This window comes from Sphingobium sp. RS1 (assembly GCF_056156825.1).
In genome coordinates this window covers 48,742-67,014 of the sequence record NZ_JBLZXE010000005.1, presented here as the reverse complement: position 1 = coordinate 67,014, position 18,273 = coordinate 48,742, and the positions used below count along the sequence as shown (strand labels likewise).

The following is an 18,273-nucleotide window of genomic DNA, read 5'->3' as shown; positions in this document are numbered from 1 at the left end:
ATCTGTATTTTCGTTTCGGTCTGTGAAAGTCGGGAGCATGAGCGTAGCAGACAACTTCAGGGCTTTCCGCAGTAACTACCTGATCCCTTCGGGTACGATTGGCACAATCTCGTATCGATACAAGCGGATCACCAGGCAACTAAACAGGGATTTCTGGAATACGGAATCAGAAACCTCCCACAGCCTATACGTCGGTTCCTACGGGCGAGACACCGCTGCTCACGGCGTAAGCGACCTCGACGTCGCTTTCACTCTGCCATACTCCGTCTACAAGAAGTATGACGACTACCTGTCAAACGGTCAGTCCGCGCTATTGCAGGCCGTCAAGAACTCGATCGCGACAACCTACCCCACGACCTATACCGGCGCGGATGGACAGGTCGTCGCCATCAATTTCGACGACGGCATCCGTTTTGAAATCCTCTCCGTGTTCGAGAACAATGACAAGAGCTTCACCTTCGCCGATTCTAATAACGGAGGCAGGTGGAAAACCTGTGATCCCCGCAAGGAGATGGATGCATTCGCCAGCCGAAACACCTACACGGCGAATGGCAATCTGAAGGCCATTTGCCGGATGGCTCGGATTTGGCGAGATCGGCACGGAGTTCCGCTCAGCGGCATGCTCATAGATACGTTGGCATACCAGTTCATCTCGGACTGGGAGTATCGTGACAAATCCTATCTCTATCATGATTATCTCGTGCGGGACTTCTTCCTCTATCTTTCCCAGATCGACAAATCGCAGACCTACTGGCGTGCGCCAGGCAGCGGATCCTACGTTTACAAGAAGGGAAACTTCCAGACACCCGCAGCCACAGGATACGTGACCGCGGTTAGTGCTATAGACCATGAGGTGAACAGCCGACCCACAACCGCCCGGAATAAGTGGAGAGAGATCTTTGGACCAACCTATCCCTGAGGATGATGCTCTGACCGGGCAGGTCAGGGAATGCTTCGCGAGGGTGGTCTACACCCACAAGACGCATGAGAAGCAGGCGGACATCTGCTCACGCACTCTGACGCGCTTCAAGATCGCACAGATAGTGCTCGCCGCAATCACGACGTCGGGGACGCTGACGATCCTCTTCACGGAGGATTTCTGGCTGAAGCTGATCACCGCTCTCGTGTCTCTCGTGACGTTGATACTCTCCGGCTACATGAAGGGATTCGATCCGGGTGCTACTGCTCAGAAGCACCGCGACACGGCTGCGGACATATGGGCAATTCGCGAGTCCTATCTGTCTTTGCTGACGGACATGCAGGCAAAAGCTATTTCCCAAGACCTTGCCCGGGAGCGGCGCGACAATCTGCAATCTTCTCTCGCTGCAATTTACAAGTCCGCCCCTGGAACAACCTCACGAGCGTATCTCAAGGCGCAAACGGCGTTACAGAAGCTGGAAGATTATACCTTTAATGATGGAGAAGTAGACAAATTCCTGCCTCCAGCCTTGAAGCGGGACGGCATTCGATAAGTTTTGCAAAAATCAATCTTGCGAAAAGCTGGTCCCGGTGTTGGCCCACATTCCGAGTGCCTCATCGAAACTGAATACATTGATTGCTCAACTACCATGACCGGACGGTCTGCAGCTGAGCAACCAAAACTATGGTCTGAACGTCGTGAAAGAGTGGGGGGCTGCCGATCATTGGAGTGCACTACTTCGATGCGCCAAAAAAGATCAGCACTGCACCGATAAGTATCAAGCCAATGCCCGGCAGATCCCCGATGAGATTTAACCGATCGCCCTGACCGCTCGGCTCCAACGTCCCGCGTCTAGCTTGGCGTCTGACGCTTCGGAACTGACTGAGGCGACCACGCCGCAGTGTATTCAGGGTTGCCACGAGGACCCCTGCAATCATGCAAAGAGCTCCGAACGCAATCAGCAGCATCGCGACTTCCTTTGGCTCGGCCACGATCGGCGTACATCATCGTAAATCGGCCCATGTGGGAACTGCCCACGACTGTTCCCTCCGCTCGGCGGCTTCCGACAGGCTGATGGCGAGGATATGATTGAATATTCGGTCCCCTCAACTCGGTCTGACTAATCACGGGTCTTCGGTGGATTGACGAATGGCAGGAAGTGGAACGCAATTGCCTGCGAGTCCGATAAGGGTCGTGCGTCGTCATCGAAACGCCCAACGTAAAGTTTGTGCCACACCAAATGTCCCGGCCCGCACAAGCGGCCGCTCGAGCGGCGACGTGGAAAGCTTGTGCATTCGTCGTGCCCAGTTTGGCAGCAGATCTACCGCTGCCTGCATCGCGAGCATTCTCGGCAAATCCTTTGGACTAATCCCTGGTCGGCCCAAGATAAGTTTCGCGACTTCCTCAGTGCGCGCATCTGCTTTGAGCTGTGGCCGCATCGCCTTGATGATTGCGCGTGCCTCCGCCTGCGACCTTGGCAGAGGATCCGCACCCATGGCGTGCCCGATGGCAGCCATCTCCGCAAAATATCGATCCTGGTCGGCAGCAGACATCAGAGGATTCCCATAGCGGACCCACGCCGCGAGGAAGCTTGTGGTTTCAGTCACATGAACCCACCCCAGCAATTCAGGATCGCTGGCGCGATAAGGCGTGCCATCTGGCAGTACGCCGGTGACCTTTTCATGGATCATCCGCACGCGATTGATCGCCACATAAGCGGCTTCGCGATCGTCAAATGTTGTGGTCGCGATGAAACGCGCGGTCCGACGAAGGCGGCCGTGCATGTCGGCGCGAAAGTTGGAATGATCCCAAACGCCCGCCAGCACAGAGGGGTGAAGCATTTGCATCAGTAGACTGGTGATTCCGCCCACCATCATCGAGCCTACGTCTCCGTGAACGCGCCACACGACGGAGCGGGGATGGAAAAGCGCGTTGGCACTTCTTCGCACAGGCGTTTCTCCGCGATCAACATCATTAAATAGGCGGATCACCTGCCGTCTGATGGACTGCTTGAATCTGTCGGGTGTTGGGAGGGGCTGAGGCATCAGTATAAAACGATTTGTCTTCGAGATTGCTCCTCGCTCCGGTACGCGCATGACGCTTTGCATTGGGATTTAGAGCGTTTTGACTTTGAGCGAAAACGCTCTTGTCCTTTGATGCCGCATTTTCCGAGCCATTGACCGTAAACGGTCAATTTGAAAATGCTCTCATAGCGACCATCGGCCATTGAGGTGTGTGGTTCGAATAGCCGCCCTTCCGGACCTGGGCCGCGAAGTTTGGCCGCAACACGACAAAGAAGGGTCGCTCCCGACGCCGCTGTTCGCCCGATTAGAGCGGTTTTCGACCGTTTTGAATCGATGAGGGATTTCCCTCCGGTCTGATTTGTGATTCAGAATCTGTGCTGGTGAAGGAGGCCGGCATGGATGGGTCGCCCTCTGTCGATGGATTTGCGCACGCGGCTTCTGGCGGCGATTGATGGCGGGCTGAGTTGCCGAGGAGCGGCGGCGCGCTTTGGGGTTGCGCCATCGACAGCCATTCGCTGGCAGGCGCAGCGTCTGGAAACCGGCGCCTTCGCTCCCAAGCCGCAAGGCGGCGACATGCGATCCCGCCGAGTGGAGGAGCGAGCCGCCGATATCCTGGCCTTGTGGGAGGCGCGCAAGGACATCTCGCTCGAAGAACTGCGCATTGCCTTGGCCGAAGCGGGCCTGACGGTGTCGGTTGCCGGGCTGCACCGCTTCTTCGCCCGACGAGGCATGACGCGCAAAAAAAGACTGGGCATGCCATCGAGCAAGACCGCCCCGACGTCCTGAGGCAGCGCCACGACTGGTTCGAGAACCAACTCGATCTGGAGCCGGAACGCTTGGTATTCATCGACGAGACGTGGACCGCCACCAACATGACCCGCAGCTACGGCCGTTGTGCCAGAGGCGAGCGGTTGCGGATGGGATACCCGCATGGCCATCGCAAGACCACCACGCTCGTCGCGGGCCTCCGCATGAGCGGCATGGTCGCGCCGATGGTGCTGGACGGTCCGATCAACGGTGACTGGTTCCAAGCCTATGTCGCGCAGGTTCTCGTACCGGAGCTGCGGCCTGGCGACGTCGTCATCATGGACAATCTGTCGAGCCATAAGCGCCCCGCTGTCCGCGACCGGATCGAGGCGGCAGGGGCAGCGCTGCGCTTCCTCCCGCCCCGACTTCAACCCGATCGAGAAGGCTTTCTCTCGCCTCAAGGCCATGCTCCGAAAAGCAGGCGAGCGCACCGTCAGCGGCCTCTGGGGCCTCATCGGCACGCTCGTCGACATCTTCCAGCCCGCCGAATGTGCCAACTACTTCAGCTCGTGCGGCTATGATCCAGACTGATCGAAAACCGCTCTAATGTTTCGTGATTGATGACAGCTGCGAGCCGCCTTCGAACGTCAACGTGAGGGGCCAGAGTGCTGTCTTCGTGAAAAAACGCTCAGTCCGGCTTTGCCGGGTCTCATGCAATAGGCCGAGCCAGCTAAGGGGCCGAAGGACATGCGCATAGACAAGCGATTTTATATGGTAGTCCTTATCGTCGCCGCCCGTCAGCCTGGCGCAGAATTGCTTGTCAGTCACACCTGAATGGGCTTCCACGTTCACGGCGTTGAGGACCGAGACCCATTCGATTTCCAGCATGTCATCGTGACCGGCGGAAAGGAGCAGATGCTGGGCCAGGGTAATCCAGAGGCTTCCCGGATGCTCCAACAGATCCTTGCCTATCTTGGTTATGTGCAGGAAGCCTTTTCGGTGGCAAGCGAGCTTGGCGGCCAGCAGCAAATCATGCAGAATGGCCAGTGGCGGGAAGTCATGTTCGTTTAGGACCTTATTGATCGCATAAAGCTCTTCGGCGGTGTAGCCAGGCCAATTGAAGGCTGCGGCGGCCCAGGTGACGAAGTAGCGCTTTATCGCCCTGTTGGGCGTGAGGCCGATCGGACCGGCTTCGGCGAGATGACGCAAGGTGAGCAGGGCCGCTCGATGGAGGGGTGATAGCGCCAACTGCGGGGCGTCAGCGGCTGGGGCGTGAAACTCGATCATCGTGATACGGCTTCTGCCGCGCCGGGGACCTAGAGACAAGAACCGCCTAATTGTTCCCGTGGCGCGGCTGCGCTACGCCATGTCTTGGAGGGCGACGCAGAAAACCGGACTGACCGTAGCTGGACATGAAAAATCGGCGGCTGAGCGTCTCAAATGGGTCGCACCGGAGACCGCCATGTGTACATCAGGGACAAGAGCTGGCGGGTGCGGAACTGGCAGGCGTCCATCACGTTGGCTAAGCATGAACGGGCAACGCTCCTTGTTCGGCACATTCCTCCACGCCATCGCGGTCGACCTTGAAGCAGACATTGACCGGATAACGAACCTGATCGTCAGCGATCAGGATCCTGCGCACAAGATCCGGCTATTGACCTATGCCGGCTATCGCAACGGGCGCGAGTTTCGCCTGTCGGGACGTGTGATGCGCTTCCGGAAGCCACTTGATGCCGGAGAGGGAACGCTGTCCCGCTTGCGCGCGATGATGGCGATCTACAATAGCGAGGAAGTGCCGGGGGTCCGTGTCCGATGCGATGCCTACGGGGGGACAGCCGAAACACGGACGGATGAAGAAGGCTATTTCAGTTTTGCACTGCCTATCGATGAACCTCTGCCCGATGCCACCAGATGGGAAGCGGCGGCCATATCATCGCCTGACCGGGAGGCGCAGCAGCCAAGCATTTCCGTGCCTATCCTTGCGCCAGCTGCGGACAATCACTGGGGCGTCATATCCGATATTGACGATACGGTGGTGGAAACCGGCGCAACGAACTTCTTGAAGAACTGGCGCCGGGTGCTGGTAGACCAGCCTCGGGACAGGTTGGCCGTGCCGGGCGCGGCGAAGCTATACCAGATGATCGCCCATAATCATCGTGCGCCGACCCGGCCATTTTTCTATGTGTCCTCCAGCCCGTGGAACCTCTACGGCTTCATAGCCGAATTCATGGAACTGAACAGCATACCCCACGGCCCCATGTTCCTGGCCGACTATGGCATTGATGCGGGCAAGCTGATCAAGACGGCGCATGATAGCCACAAGCTGGCGGCCATCGAAACCATACTCGCCTTTTATCCGCAGCTCCGGTTCCTGTTGATCGGCGACAATGGCCAGCATGACGTCGAGATTTATGCGCGCGCCGTACGCGACTTCCCAAACCGTGTGGGAGCCGTGTTTATCCGGGATGTCGAAGGAAGCTGCAAACAGGGCGCCAAGGCTGCCTTGCTGGCGGAGATAGAGTCCAGCGGCATTCCAGTCTTCTGCGGTTCAGGATTCGGCGATGCGCTGGCGGCCGCCGAACGACTTGAAATCGACCGGCCCTTCGAAGCGGCCAAGGTGATCAGCGCCTAGCCGTTATCGCTTCCTTCTGCGGCTCCACGATAACTGGACAGCCCAGGCTGAAAGCGCCCAGAAAATTGCCGTCACAAGGAAGGACGATGGCCGGAACTGATCTTCTCCGGTCAGAGCGCCCGTCAGGCTCGCTGAACCCACCACGGAAATGCCGGGATAGTCGATCAGGTAAGGCAGCGGCCATCCCGCCGCCGCCACAGTGCAACCATGCTCGCAGCCCATGATCTCGGCATGGAGCGCCTGCGCCTGCCCGGCATATGCCGATGAGGCGAGCGCGAGGGCTAGTCCCGCAATCAGCGCGAATGATGCCCGAAGCATTGTCGTTGCCGCCGTGACCCCTGCCTTAGCTCCCTTCTTTTGGAACGAGCGCAAAATCGACCTGAATGGCGACGGCGCTCTCCGTTTCACCGGGCATCAGGCGGGCCATCGATCCGTTCGCGGCGGACTGTTCGACCGCTACTGGCGGCGGAGCCAAGGGCACGGCGCCTGGAAGATAGCGGTTCCCCTGCGTGCCTCCCGCGTCCCGGACGGATAGCACCCGCGCGACCCTCATTCCCGCAGCGTCCGCATATGTCTGCGCTCGGCTGTGCGCCGCCTTGTAGGCAGCGGCATAAGCGGAGTTCGCCGCTTTTTCAGGATCCGACAGGCGCAAGTCTGGCCCGCTCATGATATTGGCGCCCGCGCGCGTCGCCGCTTCCACCGCCGCTGCGGCCCGATCCACATCGCGCACGATAACATTGATGACGTTGCCGGCCTGATATTGCCCCTTGCGATCGCCCCAGTCGAGGCGCTGAACCGTCAGCGAGCGCGTCTGGATATCCTTGTCCGCAATCCCCGCCTGGTTGAGAGCGACTACGATTTTCGCGATCATTTGTCGGTTGGCGGCGCTGGCACCGGGTGCATCCTTGCTCCATGTGTTGACGCCCGCCTGGAACTGCGCTTGGTCAGGCCTTGTGTCTGCCTGACCGGTCGCGCTGACGGAAAGCAACGTCTCCTCATGCTTCATTCCGCGAGGATCATAATCAGGCTGACCGCAAGCAGCCAGAAACAAAGTTCCCAACGTGAGGTACGTCTTGTCCATGTTCGGCATCTCCGGTGAATGGGCTCAAGCCGTGAAAATGCCGCTTGGAGCATGAAGGAATGCTGACCGCTCAATCCGAAACTGGCGGTCCCGCGTCTGCTCGCTTGCAATCGCGTTGCGCGAAGAGGGCAGCTGCCGGTCTGCTTGTGAGAGGCTGCAATACCGGCCGAATGACCACCATGGGTCGATTGCAGCAGCTCGCGGATGTCGCAGCTATATTATCCGAACCTCTACGGCCCCCGCTTCCGTCAGCACTTTGCGAAGCTGACTGACATGCCTGCCGTCCGTCGCGAGCGTCACCCGCAGCGTGCCGTTCAGAGGGGCGTCGTCACGTCCGGGCGAGCGGGGCGCCGGCGAGTCGCCTCCACTCCGATCCGCCCCCACCGAATTATCGTTACCAACCGCTTCGACAAAGATCGCGAGAGGATCGACCCGGTGTTCCTGGACGAGATGTTCGACCGCAAGATCGGCGCCTTCTCGGGTCGAGAAGATTGCGGCAAGACCCTGCTTGGCGCCAGTAGGGGCAGTCACCTGTGATTGATCGCGCTCGACATTCCTTATGAACTGATAGAGCGTGTAAGCAGCTGCACCAATGAACGACCAGCGAAGCAGTTTCATGATCATCTCCTAAGAGGCGCCAACGCTCCGTAGGGGGCGACGTTCCTCGGAATATTCGCGAAGAGAAGAACTGTTGTAGGGCCACGGCGATATCAGGTTGGCCCCTTACACAGCGGAACTCGCGACCCGCCATGGACTGCGATCCTCAGTCCGCCTAGATGTTGCAAGTGCCCCGACGGATAGCCAACAGCGACTGCATGCTGTCATTTTGCAATTCGTCAGGCGTGGGCGTCCCGAACGGCAAACCCGTCTGTCCGAAGCTGGGTCTCACAAGTTAACCGCTGAACGGCAAAGAAGGGTCGATCCCTATTCCTGAGATCTGTACCGATCATCGAGGCCCACGGCACGTTGCAGATCAGCGTCTGCCCTTTTCACGTCCCCGCGTTCGCGAAGCAAGATGCTGCGGTTATAGTAAGTTCGCGCCTCATAGGGCGCGTATCTCACCGCTTTGTCCAGGTCCGCTAGTGCTTTGTCCTGATCACCGCGCTTTTGAAAAGCGAGGCCCCGATTGAGGTAGGCGAAAGATGATCGCGGCGCAGCGACGATGGCCTTGTCGAAATCTGCGATGGCGGCATCGGTATCGCCTTGCCAGGCAAGGGTGAGCCCATCTGCCAGATGCGCTGCCGCCACGCCTGATTTTCCCTTTCCGGCCGGGTTCACATATTGTTTGCAGGCGGCCAGATTCGGTTTGGGGTCGTTTACGGTGCAGGCATTCCAGTCGCCGCGTCCATCGAGCCGTGCAGGATTCCGCCGCGCGGATGTGACGATGATGTCCTCAAACTCATCTGCATTTTGCGCCGCTCGACCTGCTGCCTTGGACACAGGCGGCGCTGCTGGTGCGACTGGAGAGGCCATGCTGAGTTGAGCAGGCGGCGGCGCTTCCCGCGCTTCGCGACGATCGAACCCTGATGCTTCCGCGACCGGTGGCGGCGGTGGGCTCGGAGCGGCAGGCGTGGGGGGGCCCTGAAATTCCGCATCGGCTTCTCCCGATGGCGGAGCCGATGCCCGATCCAAGGGCGCCTCCACCGAAGGTTCGGCATGCTCAACGGCTGGCGCCTGCTTCGATTGGACAAGCGGCCTCTCGGCGATGTCCGCTGCTCCCGGCTTGCCGGGCAGCGCGACTTCTGCCTTTTCGCCCCCCTGATGCGGGCGTTGGCTGCGCATCAACAATGTGGGCGTGACGATAAGTGCCACCAGGGAGACCGCCAAGGCGGTTCCCAGATAGGGCCGGGCCAGCAGCGGCCGGCTGGGCTGCCTTCTGACTGAGGGCGCAGCCTCCTCCACCCCGTCGAACCGCCGCAACGCCAGATTGATCGCCGCCTCGCGTCGCACGGGCGCGGGCGGCGGCGGGTCGGGCAACGACAGGGAGAGATCGTCCCTATCCGCCACTCACATCCTCCCGCAGCGCGCGGTTGGCACAAGATGTTCAAGGCGGAAATGCAGGATCATGACGCGATCTTATGGGAGAAATAACGGCATTTCGGAAGGGGACTGTTGGTGCCGGGGCGGTTGCGCGCCCCGGCTCCCCATCATTGCAGCGGCGCCATAGAGGATGCCGTCTTGGCGGCGCGGACGAGCTGGATGAACTCACTGCGATAGCCGAATTCATCCCGGCCGCGCGCCGCTATGGCCATGCGCAGCACCTGGTCATAGTTCATCGATCCGCCGTAACGCCCGGCCCTTAGCAGTTCGGCGAAAGCGGCGACGCTGACCGCGAAACGCGCCTCCTGCGGAGCGTCTTCGAACCGGGCAAATTCGGCCGCACGGTTAATCGGTGTGGTGAGAAGCCGGCTCTGGTCCGATTTGGGCGCCTTGAAGCGGATTTTGACGAAGCCATATTCGCTGGCCGCCGCCGTGGGCGAAGGGACGCGCGGTGCGGAAGAGCTGTAGCGTAGCGGCGGGATCGCGCGCGGGCCGCCTACGGGAACGATTTCATAAAGCGCCGTGACGGTCTGACCCGATCCGACATCCCCGGCATCGACACGGTCATTGTCGAAATCTTCGCGGTTCAGCATGCGGGTTTCATATCCGATCAACCGGTATTCAGCGACGGCGGCCGGGTTGAATTCGACCTGGATCTTCACATCCTTTGCAATGGGAAACAGCGTGGAGCTGGCCTCATCGACCAGTGTTTTGCGCGCTTCGCCGATGGTGTCGATATAGGCCGCCGCGCCATTCCCGTTCTGGGCGAGCGCCTGCATCAGCGCGTCATTATAGTTGCCCATGCCAAAGCCGAGGACGGACAGGAAGACGCCCTTGGTCCGTTCGCGCTCGACAAAGCCCTTGAGTTCATCGGTGTTGGTTACGCCAACGTTGAAATCGCCGTCGGTCGCCAAAATCACGCGATTGACGCCGTGCGGGTCCATGTTTGCCGCAGCAAGGGCGTAGGCTTGCCGTATGCCTTCCGCTCCGGCTGTACTTCCACCCGCGCCGAGCGCACGGATGACTGAGAGGATCTTCTGCTTCTGGCTGGCGGGCGTCGGCTCCAACGCGACGTCTGCGCTTCCTGCATAGGTGACGATCGCGATATGATCATTTGGTCCAAGCTGGTCGAGCAGCATGGAGAGGGACTGTTGCACCAGCGGCAGCTTGTTCGGCGCGTTCATCGATCCCGACGTATCGATCAGGAACACCAGGTTCGCCCTTGGTCGCGCCTTCGACTGGATGGCATAGCCCCGCACGCCTATCCGGACGAGCTTCCGGCCCGCCGTCCATGGGCTCGGCAGCACGGCGATGCTGGTGGTAAAGGGCTGGTTCGCGCTTTGGGGCGCTGCATAGTCATAGGGGAAATAATTGATCATCTCCTCAGGGCGCACCGCCGCTGGCTGGGGAAGGACATTCTGGTTGAGCGAGGCGCGGACAAAGGCATAGGAGGCTGTGTCCACGTCAATCGAGAAGGTCGACACCGGCTCTTCGCGCACGACCTTGAAGCCATTTTCTTCCTTGTTCGCAAACCGGTCGCGCCCAACGTCGCGATAATAAGGCGGGTAGGGGCTGCGTTCGCGCGCCATAATGGCGGGCGGCGCCAGAGGCTGGGGTGCCGGTGCGTAGGCATTTACAGCCGCTTCGGCACGGGCCAAGCCCCGTCTCTCTTGCGGCTTGTTGGCGCCATCGGCCCGGCTGGAAGTAACGATGATGTCCTGCATCGGCGCAGTTGCCGTGGGTCCCAATTTGTCGGAAACCTGTTGGGCGCAGGAAATAAGCGTCAGGCTCATCAACCCGGCGGCCAAAATGGGATAGAAGCGTCGCATTAAATCTCTCCCTGCAAAGCAGCAGCGGATATCGTCCGCAATTACTTGGACGCGGCTCGACCGGGAAAGCTTGGAACGTCGATCAAAATTTTCTCTGCTCAGTTCCGTTCCCGCTCGTCCCCGGAAAGCAGGCGGCGAATTTCATGCATCCGCCATGCGACGGTGGATTCACTGACACCCAGCAACAAGGCTGCTTCTGCATGAGAGAGCTGCTGCCCCACGACCAGTACTGCCGTGTCACGATAGGCGGGTTTCAGACGGGCGATTGCGCTCCTGAGCCAGACAGCGTCGAACAAATCACGCCCATCGGTCGGGTTCGCCAGTCCTACTACGACTGTCAGCCGCTCCATCATGCCGCTGAACGACCGTCTCCGCCGCCGCATGTCACGGCAGGCATTGTAAACGATGCCGCAGAGCCACGTGGTGAACTTGGCGTCGCCCCGGAAGCTGTGAAGCTTCTCCACCAGCGTACAGCAAACATCCTGAGCAATGTCATCAGCGTCGGTTCGCGAGCCGGTCAACTGCCATGCGAGCGCGTGAATGCGGTTATAATGGTGTCTCAACAGCGTTTCGAACGCCCGGCGATCACCCCCAACCGCCGCATAGACCAGAGCTTCCGGCTGCGGTTCCAGATCGCTCATCCCCTAAGCGCCCTCGGCCGAGATCCGCAGCGAGATGGTCGCCGGCGCTTCTCTGATAGAGCGGTCGCCACCCCGGTCTGATCCACCCTTACGCCCCCTCAATACTGGCGAAGGGCTAGCAAACTTACGACGAACCTTCCACTCGCTTCGTAGCGTGGTCGGCCGAGCTAAGCTGCTGGCCCAGAAGATGACTTTCGGGCGCATGGTCAAGCCCTGGGCGACGTTCACTTGGAAATGGGAGAATGGGTCACGCCCAAAGCCTGAAGATCGACGGTTTGACGCCTGGGTTGGCCACGGCTACCGCCTGAGCCATGATTGTTCTGCTTTCCCCCGCGAAGACGCTCGATTTCGAGCGCGCGTTACCCCCACTCGCGGTCACTATCCCGCATTTTGCCGAGGAGGCGCGCGGTCTCGCCAAGTCGGCGGCGAACCTGTCGCAAAGGCGGTTGGCGGAGCTGATGCATATCTCGCCGCGCCTCGCAAAACTCAATGCGGACCGTTTCCGAGACTTTGCCGATTTGCCCGAGAGGCAGGCGCTCTATGCTTTTGCCGGGGACGTCTACACCGGTTTCGAGGTCGATACGCTGGAGGAGACTGGCGTCGCCTTTGCACAAGATCATGTGCGGATGCTTTCGGGCCTCTATGGGCTACTCCGGCCGCTCGATGCGATCCGCCCCTATCGTCTGGAAATGGGGACCCGCTGGGCGCCCCGGCACAAGAAGCTGACCGATTGGTGGGGCGACCGCATCGCCGCGCTGCTGCGCGCGCAGGTCGCGGAAGAGGGATCGGAGGTCGTGTTCAATCTTGCAAGCCAGGAATATTTCGCGGCTGTCGAGGGCAAGCTCACAGGCTTGCGCGTGATCGATGTTGATTTTCGCGAGCCGGGGCCGGACGGTCCGCGCTTCGTGAGCTTCAACGCGAAGAAGGCGCGGGGCATGATGGCGCGGTGGATGTGCGAACATCATATTACCGACGTGGAGGCCATGCGCGGCTTCGACAGCGACGGATATCAATTCGACCCTGATGAGAGTGACGCTGATCGCTGGCGCTTCACCCGATCTTGATGGGTACAGAAACGGACGGTCTGCACCTCGACACGGAAGATCGATCAGTGAGCGTCCATAAAGGGTCGGCATCGCCGGGCGGTAACTGGGAGAATGCTGTCATGGCGGCTGGTTGACCCAGATCTCCACTGAGAACTCATCAGGCGTCGGGCGGGATATAATCGGGCCAAAATACAGAATCTGGGTCACCCTCGTAAGGTACCGCACCGGGTTCCGGTGCCACTGGCTCTGGCGGCCGCGGGGGCAGGGTCGGGTCCTGCCCATCGAGATGAACGCGGATCACCGCGCCATCCCTGGTCGCCTGTTGGAAGATCGCGCGCACATCCTGGCCCTGCCGGATCTTGCCGCCCACCCAGCCACAGCGATCCGCGCTCAGATAGCCGATCTGTAGGCGCGTGTTCCGGCAAATGCGAAGGAAGGCGCGCCGGATGCAGCTTTTGCCGCGCCACAGGGATAATCCGAGTGCATTCAGGGAAGCCGCTATCGTGCCAGTCGAAGGTTCGTGACGGCACATTTGCGGGAAGGGGGACCGGGCGACCCGAAGGCTGGCCTATCGGCCGGTCCGTCTCAAAAAAAGCCCCATTTCCACTAAGTAATGCAAGGTTGTTGAACCGCCAAAATCAACCACTTACCGCATAAGTCCCGGGCCATGAAACCTGGATCAAAGTTAACCGGCTCCCCCAAATCTGAACGGTATGTTAATGACGAGTCGCGACCCGAAGGCTCTGGTTTTCAGAGACTTCTACTGACCCGGCCGTTTGTCACGAGCGGCCGGGCCATTTTTTTAACTATGGGGTGCCTTACCGGGAGGGTTTCGGTGCGGCCCACCCTGATCCGGCCCAGCAAGGCCGTCGTGGGATCGGAAATGGCGGGCGGGGAAACGGCTTGTCTTTGCCATTGTAATTGACCAGTCCGATTAGGAATTGGCGTTTTCTCATCGCTTTGAGCTTCGAACCACGCGGCATAGGGCGTGTTGCGGGCAAGATGCCGATTATAGTCAGGCGCACCATCGTCCCACCAGACTGACCCTCGCTCGCCAAGCTCGCGCTTGATCGCGTCGACCAACTCGCGCGCGGTATGTTCAGCACCGGCATCTTTGGCGCGCAGCGCCTCACCCACCTTCCGCCGCGCCATCATCAATTGGTGAACCAATTCGGCCCGCTCGGCCTCTTCAAGAGCAGGATTGCTCATCCGCCAGAGACGGCCACGCACGACGAAGTAGCGTCTGTCAGGCGTGACTGGATATTTGGGCACTTGGCGGCTGGCCGACATCAAGCCGGTCTGAGGCTGCGAAAGGTGTTCACCGGTTGAGCATCCCGGTATAGCAGTGGTACGCGTCTAGTTATCCAAATTCAGGCCTCATCGAGTCTTCGGAGCGCTAGCGGGCGCTTCATTGACTGGTAATGCCTCACAGCTTATATCTCTTCGTGGAGACAAGCATGTTGCAGGTTCGATATTACGATCCGGCCGAGCGCCAGCAGGAAAAGGAGCGTCAGCGCGCTTCCGATGCATTGCTGCTGAGCGAAGGTCGTATATCGCGCTCTGAGCTGCGTGAACGTAACGGCTTCTTCTCTTCTGTCGAGATCGTCGAGTCTTCGATTTCTTTCCAAGAGGCCTTCGCCTGAGCGAAGCAATTCTGCCGCCTGAGATCGTCTTTGATCTGGCAAGCATTCTCCAGCTCAGCGACAAGGCCTTCATCGTTGGAGGGCAGGCGCTCAATCTTTGGGCTGAGCGGTATAGCGCTGTAGCCGAGCTGGCCGATTATGGGCCTTATACATCCAAGGATCTCGATTATTTCGGTCAGCGTCAGGCGGCCGAGAAGCTGACGAAAGCCCTGAATGGCACGCTGCTGATTCCGCAGAGCGACGACCACACGCCTCAGACCGCCATAGTCAAAGCGATAATAGGCGAGCAGGAGGTCGAAATTGACTTCCTTTGGCATGTTAAGGGCGTCGATACGGCTAGTCTCGAGAAACAGGCTGTGGAGATCCGCATGACCGTTCGGGCCGGTATCAGGGCTGGCGAAATGCGCGTTCCCATTATGCACCCGCTCCATTGCATGCAGAGTCGCTTGGCGAACGTAGTTGCACTGCACCGAGATACGGATCTGGCGCATCGCCAGCTTGAGGCATCGCCAATCGTACTACGGGAATATCTTGCTGAGACGCTCAAAGCAGGTGGCCATCGACATGTCACCTCAGTGCTGCAGGCGCTGCATGACTATCTCTTGACCGATCCGATCGGCCGCAAAGCGCACAAGGTCATGAAGAATGATCCGGCCGCTATATTTGCCTATTTCCAGGACGACGAACGACTTGATGAGCGCTGGCGGGAAAAGTCTCTGGCAGCAATGCGCAAGACCATAATGGACCGACGTCGCGCCTGGCACACTATGCTCACGAAACGATTGTGGAAGGGGTCAGCAGCCGAGTAGCGGCGAGGCGTTTGACACACTCAGCCCCTAATCCCGCTCATCCGGAAGCAGGCGCGCTCCGAACCAGTCAACGTGATCAACGGCTCGGCGTTCGGTTGCGCTGAAGGATCTGGTTCTGCTCCATAGAACCGATGCGTTCATTCTGCTGCTGCCGCACCTGCACGCCGACGATCCGCTCCCCTTGCTCGATCCTGGCCGCCACTTCTTCCTTGCGCCTGTCGACAAACCCGCGCTGCCGATCCTCATCCTGCGGGAACCTGCCCGCCGCGATGACCAGGGCGTGGGCGACATGGCTCTGCGCGCGCCGAAGCGCGGGATCCTTGGCGTTTTCCGCGTGCGATTGCCGCCGGAACCGTTCGGCCAGGTCGAGGCGCTGGTCCGGCTTTTCCTTGCTATCCCGCACCTGGTTTGTGGTTCGCTGTGGCGGCTGCTTCCTTTCTTCGACCGCCTGCGGGCGTATAACCACCGTCTGTCAACGGCGGAGCAAAAGTCGGCCATTCGGCGGCGTAAAACCAGGCCATCGTGTTACATGCCGGGGGGAGTGGCGTGAGGGCGTAGCCCGAGGGCCACTCCCCCCGGCATTGGTGTAATTTTCAGGGTCTGGTTTTGGCCTTGCGGGCCCGGCTGTGCGCGAGGCGATAGCTTTCGCCGTTCATCTCGAGGATGCTGACGTGATGGGTCAGGCGATCGAGGAGCGCGCCTGTGAGACGCTCAGATCCGAAGGTTTCGGTCCATTCGTCGAAGGGCAGGTTGCTGGTGATGAAGGTGGAGCCGCGTTCGTAACGCTGGGAGATCAGCTCGAACAACAGTTCGGCGCCGGTCTTGGAGAGCGGCACAAAGCCCAGTTCGTCGATGATGAGCAGCTTGTATCCGGCCATCTGCTTCTGGAAGCGCAGAAGACGGCGCTCGTCGCGGGCCTCCATCATTTCGCTGACCAGCGCTGCCGCGGTGGTGAAGCCCACCGACAGTCCTTTCTGGCATGCTGCCAGTCCGAGCCCCAACGCTACGTGCGTCTTTCCGGTGCCTGATGGCCCCAGAGCGATGGCGTTCTCACGCCGCTCGATCCACTCGCAGCGCGCCATCTCGAGCACCTGCATCTTGTTGAGCCTGGGGATGGCGGCGAAGTCGAAGCTGTCGAGGCTTTTGACGGCGGGGAAGCGCGCGGCCTTGATGCGCCGCTCGACCATGCGACGCTCCCTGTCGATCATTTCCATCTCGACGAGGCGGGCGAGGAAGCGGATATGATCGACGCCTTCAGCGGCACATTGCCGCGAGAGATTGTGATGCTCACGCAGGCACGTAGGCAGCTTGAGCGCCTTGAGATGGTGAGCGAGAAGGATCTCCGGGGCCTGATCGCTCATGCGGCCTCCTGCCGGTCGGAGAGCAGGCTCAGATAGGCTCTGGCAAAGGTCTTCTCGACCGTGGTGCGTGGCAGGAAGGGATAGACGTCCAGGTCCAGCCTGGGCGGTACGCGTTCGATCCGGCACAGGACGAGGTGCTTGACGGCATCGAAGCCGATGGCGCCAAGATCGATGGCCTGTTCGACCGCCGCCTGGAGATCGGCGAGGGTGAACGTTTCCAGCAGGCGCAGTACCTGCACATATTCGCGCCTGCCATGTTTGTGCATGCGCCCTTCCATCAACCGCTGCAGTGTCGTGAACGCTTCGGGCAGGTCCCAGCCCTGCAAAGGCGCAGCCTGGTCGAATGCGTTGATCTTCTGCTCGATCAGCGGGAGATAATGGAGCGGGTCGAAGACAACCTCCTCGCGGGCATAGCAACGAGGATGACGGGCGATGACTTCGCTGCGGCAGCCGATCACCACCTCATCGACATAGGCCCTGATCCAGACCTCCTGATGGCCCCAGGCCACCGGAACCGAATAATCGTTGGTCCTGTAGCGCACCAGGGATTGCGAGGAGACCCGCCCGCCTTTCTGATCGCAGGCCTCGAAGGGTGTAGCGGGCAGAGGCTGCATGGCCGCGAGATCGCGCTGCAGCCGCTCACCGATCGTCTCGCTCTGCCCGCGCACCTTGTCCTGCTGGCGCTTGCGGCATTGCTCCTCCAGCCACAGGTTGAACGCCTCCCAGGTCGGGAACTTCGGGATCGGCACCATGAAGTTGCGCCGGCAATAGCCTACCAGCCCCTCCACATTGCCTTTCTCGTTCCCCTTGCCCGGGCGAGCATAGCGGTCGCGGATCACGTAATGTGACAGGAAAGCGCTGAACAGCGTGGCACGCTGCCGCGTGCCGTCGGGCAGGATCTTCGTCACAAGGCAGCGATCGTTGTCATAGACGATCGAGCGCGGTACCGCGCCGAAAAACGCGAAGGCATGCACGTGTCCGTCCACCCAGGCCTCCGCCACCGCCGCCGGATAGGCCCGCACATAGCAGGCATCACTGTGCGGCAGATCGAGCGCGAAGAAGTAGGCCTTCTGCTCCACCCCGCCGATCTCCACCAGCGCTTCCCCGAAATCGGCCTGCGCATCTCCCGCAGGGTGCGCCAGCGGCACGAACATCTCCCGGCTGCGCTGTTCGCGCTCCCGGATGTAATCCTTGATGATCGTATAGCCGCCGGTGAAACCATGCTCGGTGCGCAAACGGTCGAATACCCGCTTCGCCGTATGGCGTTGCTTGCGCGGGACACTGCGGTCACCCTCAAGCCATCCATCAATGATCGCCACAAACCCGTCCAGCTTCGGGCGCTGCGGTACGGACTGGCGCCGGTAACCCGGCGGCGATGAAAACGACAGCATCTTGCGTACCGTTTCGCGCGACACATTGAAACGCTTCGCCGCCGCCCGTTGGCTCATGCCATCCGCGCAAGCCAGACGGACCTGAAGATAAAGTTCCACGCTGTAGATCC

Annotated in this window: 17 protein-coding genes and 1 pseudogene; 6 read left to right on the top strand and 12 right to left on the bottom strand. The window is 60.2% G+C overall.

Annotation, left to right across the window (positions count from 1 at the left end; all coding sequences use genetic code 11):
• The first annotated feature begins 37 nt into the window (after positions 1 to 37).
• Together ACNHGR_RS24365 and ACNHGR_RS24360 are read left to right on the top strand one after the other, a co-directional pair.
• Positions 38 to 919, top strand: a complete 882-nt coding sequence (locus tag ACNHGR_RS24365; RefSeq protein ID WP_475289572.1) for an SMODS domain-containing nucleotidyltransferase — start codon at positions 38 to 40, stop codon at positions 917 to 919.
• Positions 900 to 1,472, top strand: coding sequence for a DUF4231 domain-containing protein (locus ACNHGR_RS24360; protein ID WP_475289571.1), 573 nt, complete (start codon positions 900 to 902; stop codon positions 1,470 to 1,472). Before ACNHGR_RS24365 ends, ACNHGR_RS24360 begins: the two co-directional genes overlap by 20 nt.
• Positions 1,473 to 2,121: 649 nt before the next feature.
• Here ACNHGR_RS24360 and ACNHGR_RS24355 read toward each other — a convergent pair.
• Positions 2,122 to 2,964, bottom strand: a complete 843-nt coding sequence (locus tag ACNHGR_RS24355; RefSeq protein ID WP_475289679.1) for an oxygenase MpaB family protein — start codon at positions 2,962 to 2,964, stop codon at positions 2,122 to 2,124.
• A gap of 378 nt (positions 2,965 to 3,342) precedes the next feature.
• Here ACNHGR_RS24355 and ACNHGR_RS24350 point away from each other — a divergent pair.
• Positions 3,343 to 4,281 (top strand): annotated as a pseudogene (locus ACNHGR_RS24350) (IS630 family transposase).
• Positions 4,282 to 4,293: 12 nt separating this feature from the next.
• On the opposite strand, the gene ACNHGR_RS24345 reads toward ACNHGR_RS24350, so the two are convergent.
• The gene (locus ACNHGR_RS24345; protein ID WP_475289569.1) at positions 4,294 to 4,977 is read right to left on the bottom strand and encodes a hypothetical protein; all 684 of its coding nucleotides are present in this window, start codon (positions 4,975 to 4,977) and stop codon (positions 4,294 to 4,296) included.
• A gap of 367 nt (positions 4,978 to 5,344) precedes the next feature.
• On the opposite strand from ACNHGR_RS24345, the gene ACNHGR_RS24340 reads away from it, so the two are divergent.
• Positions 5,345 to 6,322, top strand: a complete 978-nt coding sequence (locus ACNHGR_RS24340) for an App1 family protein (RefSeq protein ID WP_475289567.1) — start codon at positions 5,345 to 5,347, stop codon at positions 6,320 to 6,322.
• 343 nt (positions 6,323 to 6,665) lie between these two features.
• Here the strand turns inward: ACNHGR_RS24340 and ACNHGR_RS24335 are convergent, their stop codons facing one another.
• The 5 genes from ACNHGR_RS24335 to ACNHGR_RS24315 form a co-directional block, all read right to left on the bottom strand.
• Positions 6,666 to 7,403 carry an SIMPL domain-containing protein gene (locus ACNHGR_RS24335; protein WP_475289565.1) on the bottom strand — a complete coding sequence of 246 codons (738 nt, stop codon included), beginning with the start codon at positions 7,401 to 7,403 and terminating at the stop codon, positions 6,666 to 6,668.
• A 213-nt stretch (positions 7,404 to 7,616) separates the two neighbouring features.
• Complete coding sequence (locus ACNHGR_RS24330) at positions 7,617 to 8,021, bottom strand: hypothetical protein (protein ID WP_475289563.1); 405 nt, start codon at positions 8,019 to 8,021, stop codon at positions 7,617 to 7,619.
• A 306-nt stretch (positions 8,022 to 8,327) separates the two neighbouring features.
• Entirely contained in the window at positions 8,328 to 9,410 is a 1,083-nt protein-coding gene (locus ACNHGR_RS24325) for a tetratricopeptide repeat protein (protein ID WP_475289562.1), read from the bottom strand.
• A gap of 140 nt (positions 9,411 to 9,550) precedes the next feature.
• Positions 9,551 to 11,272: a vWA domain-containing protein gene (locus ACNHGR_RS24320; protein WP_475289560.1), complete on the bottom strand. Its 1,722-nt coding sequence runs from the start codon at positions 11,270 to 11,272 to the stop codon at positions 9,551 to 9,553.
• Between the two features lie 98 nt (positions 11,273 to 11,370).
• Positions 11,371 to 11,913, bottom strand: coding sequence for an RNA polymerase sigma factor (locus ACNHGR_RS24315; RefSeq protein WP_475289558.1), 543 nt, complete (start codon positions 11,911 to 11,913; stop codon positions 11,371 to 11,373).
• A gap of 311 nt (positions 11,914 to 12,224) precedes the next feature.
• Between ACNHGR_RS24315 and yaaA the strand changes: the two genes are divergently transcribed.
• The gene (gene yaaA, locus ACNHGR_RS24310) at positions 12,225 to 12,977 is read left to right on the top strand and encodes a peroxide stress protein YaaA (RefSeq protein WP_475289557.1); all 753 of its coding nucleotides are present in this window, start codon (positions 12,225 to 12,227) and stop codon (positions 12,975 to 12,977) included.
• 732 nt (positions 12,978 to 13,709) lie between these two features.
• Here the strand turns inward: yaaA and ACNHGR_RS24305 are convergent.
• Together ACNHGR_RS24305 and ACNHGR_RS24300 are read right to left on the bottom strand one after the other, a co-directional pair.
• Positions 13,710 to 14,249 (bottom strand): hypothetical protein, encoded by a 540-nt coding sequence (locus tag ACNHGR_RS24305; protein ID WP_475289555.1) that lies wholly within the window; start codon positions 14,247 to 14,249, stop codon positions 13,710 to 13,712.
• Positions 14,250 to 14,469: 220 nt separating this feature from the next.
• Positions 14,470 to 15,033 (bottom strand): hypothetical protein, encoded by a 564-nt coding sequence (locus tag ACNHGR_RS24300; protein ID WP_475289553.1) that lies wholly within the window; start codon positions 15,031 to 15,033, stop codon positions 14,470 to 14,472.
• Positions 15,034 to 15,048: 15 nt separating this feature from the next.
• On the opposite strand from ACNHGR_RS24300, the gene ACNHGR_RS24295 reads away from it, so the two are divergent.
• Entirely contained in the window at positions 15,049 to 15,411 is a 363-nt protein-coding gene (locus tag ACNHGR_RS24295; protein ID WP_475289552.1) for a hypothetical protein, read from the top strand.
• Positions 15,412 to 15,487: 76 nt separating this feature from the next.
• Here ACNHGR_RS24295 and ACNHGR_RS24290 read toward each other — a convergent pair whose 3' ends face one another.
• The 3 genes from ACNHGR_RS24290 to istA form a co-directional block, all read right to left on the bottom strand.
• Positions 15,488 to 15,814, bottom strand: a complete 327-nt coding sequence (locus tag ACNHGR_RS24290; protein WP_475289550.1) for a hypothetical protein — start codon at positions 15,812 to 15,814, stop codon at positions 15,488 to 15,490.
• 190 nt (positions 15,815 to 16,004) lie between these two features.
• Positions 16,005 to 16,772, bottom strand: coding sequence for an IS21-like element ISSsp5 family helper ATPase IstB (gene istB, locus ACNHGR_RS24285; protein WP_063142326.1), 768 nt, complete (start codon positions 16,770 to 16,772; stop codon positions 16,005 to 16,007).
• Positions 16,769 to 18,262: an IS21 family transposase gene (istA, locus tag ACNHGR_RS24280; RefSeq protein ID WP_011950768.1), complete on the bottom strand. Its 1,494-nt coding sequence runs from the start codon at positions 18,260 to 18,262 to the stop codon at positions 16,769 to 16,771. Before istA ends, istB begins: the two co-directional genes overlap by 4 nt.
• Positions 18,263 to 18,273 lie beyond the last annotated feature (11 nt).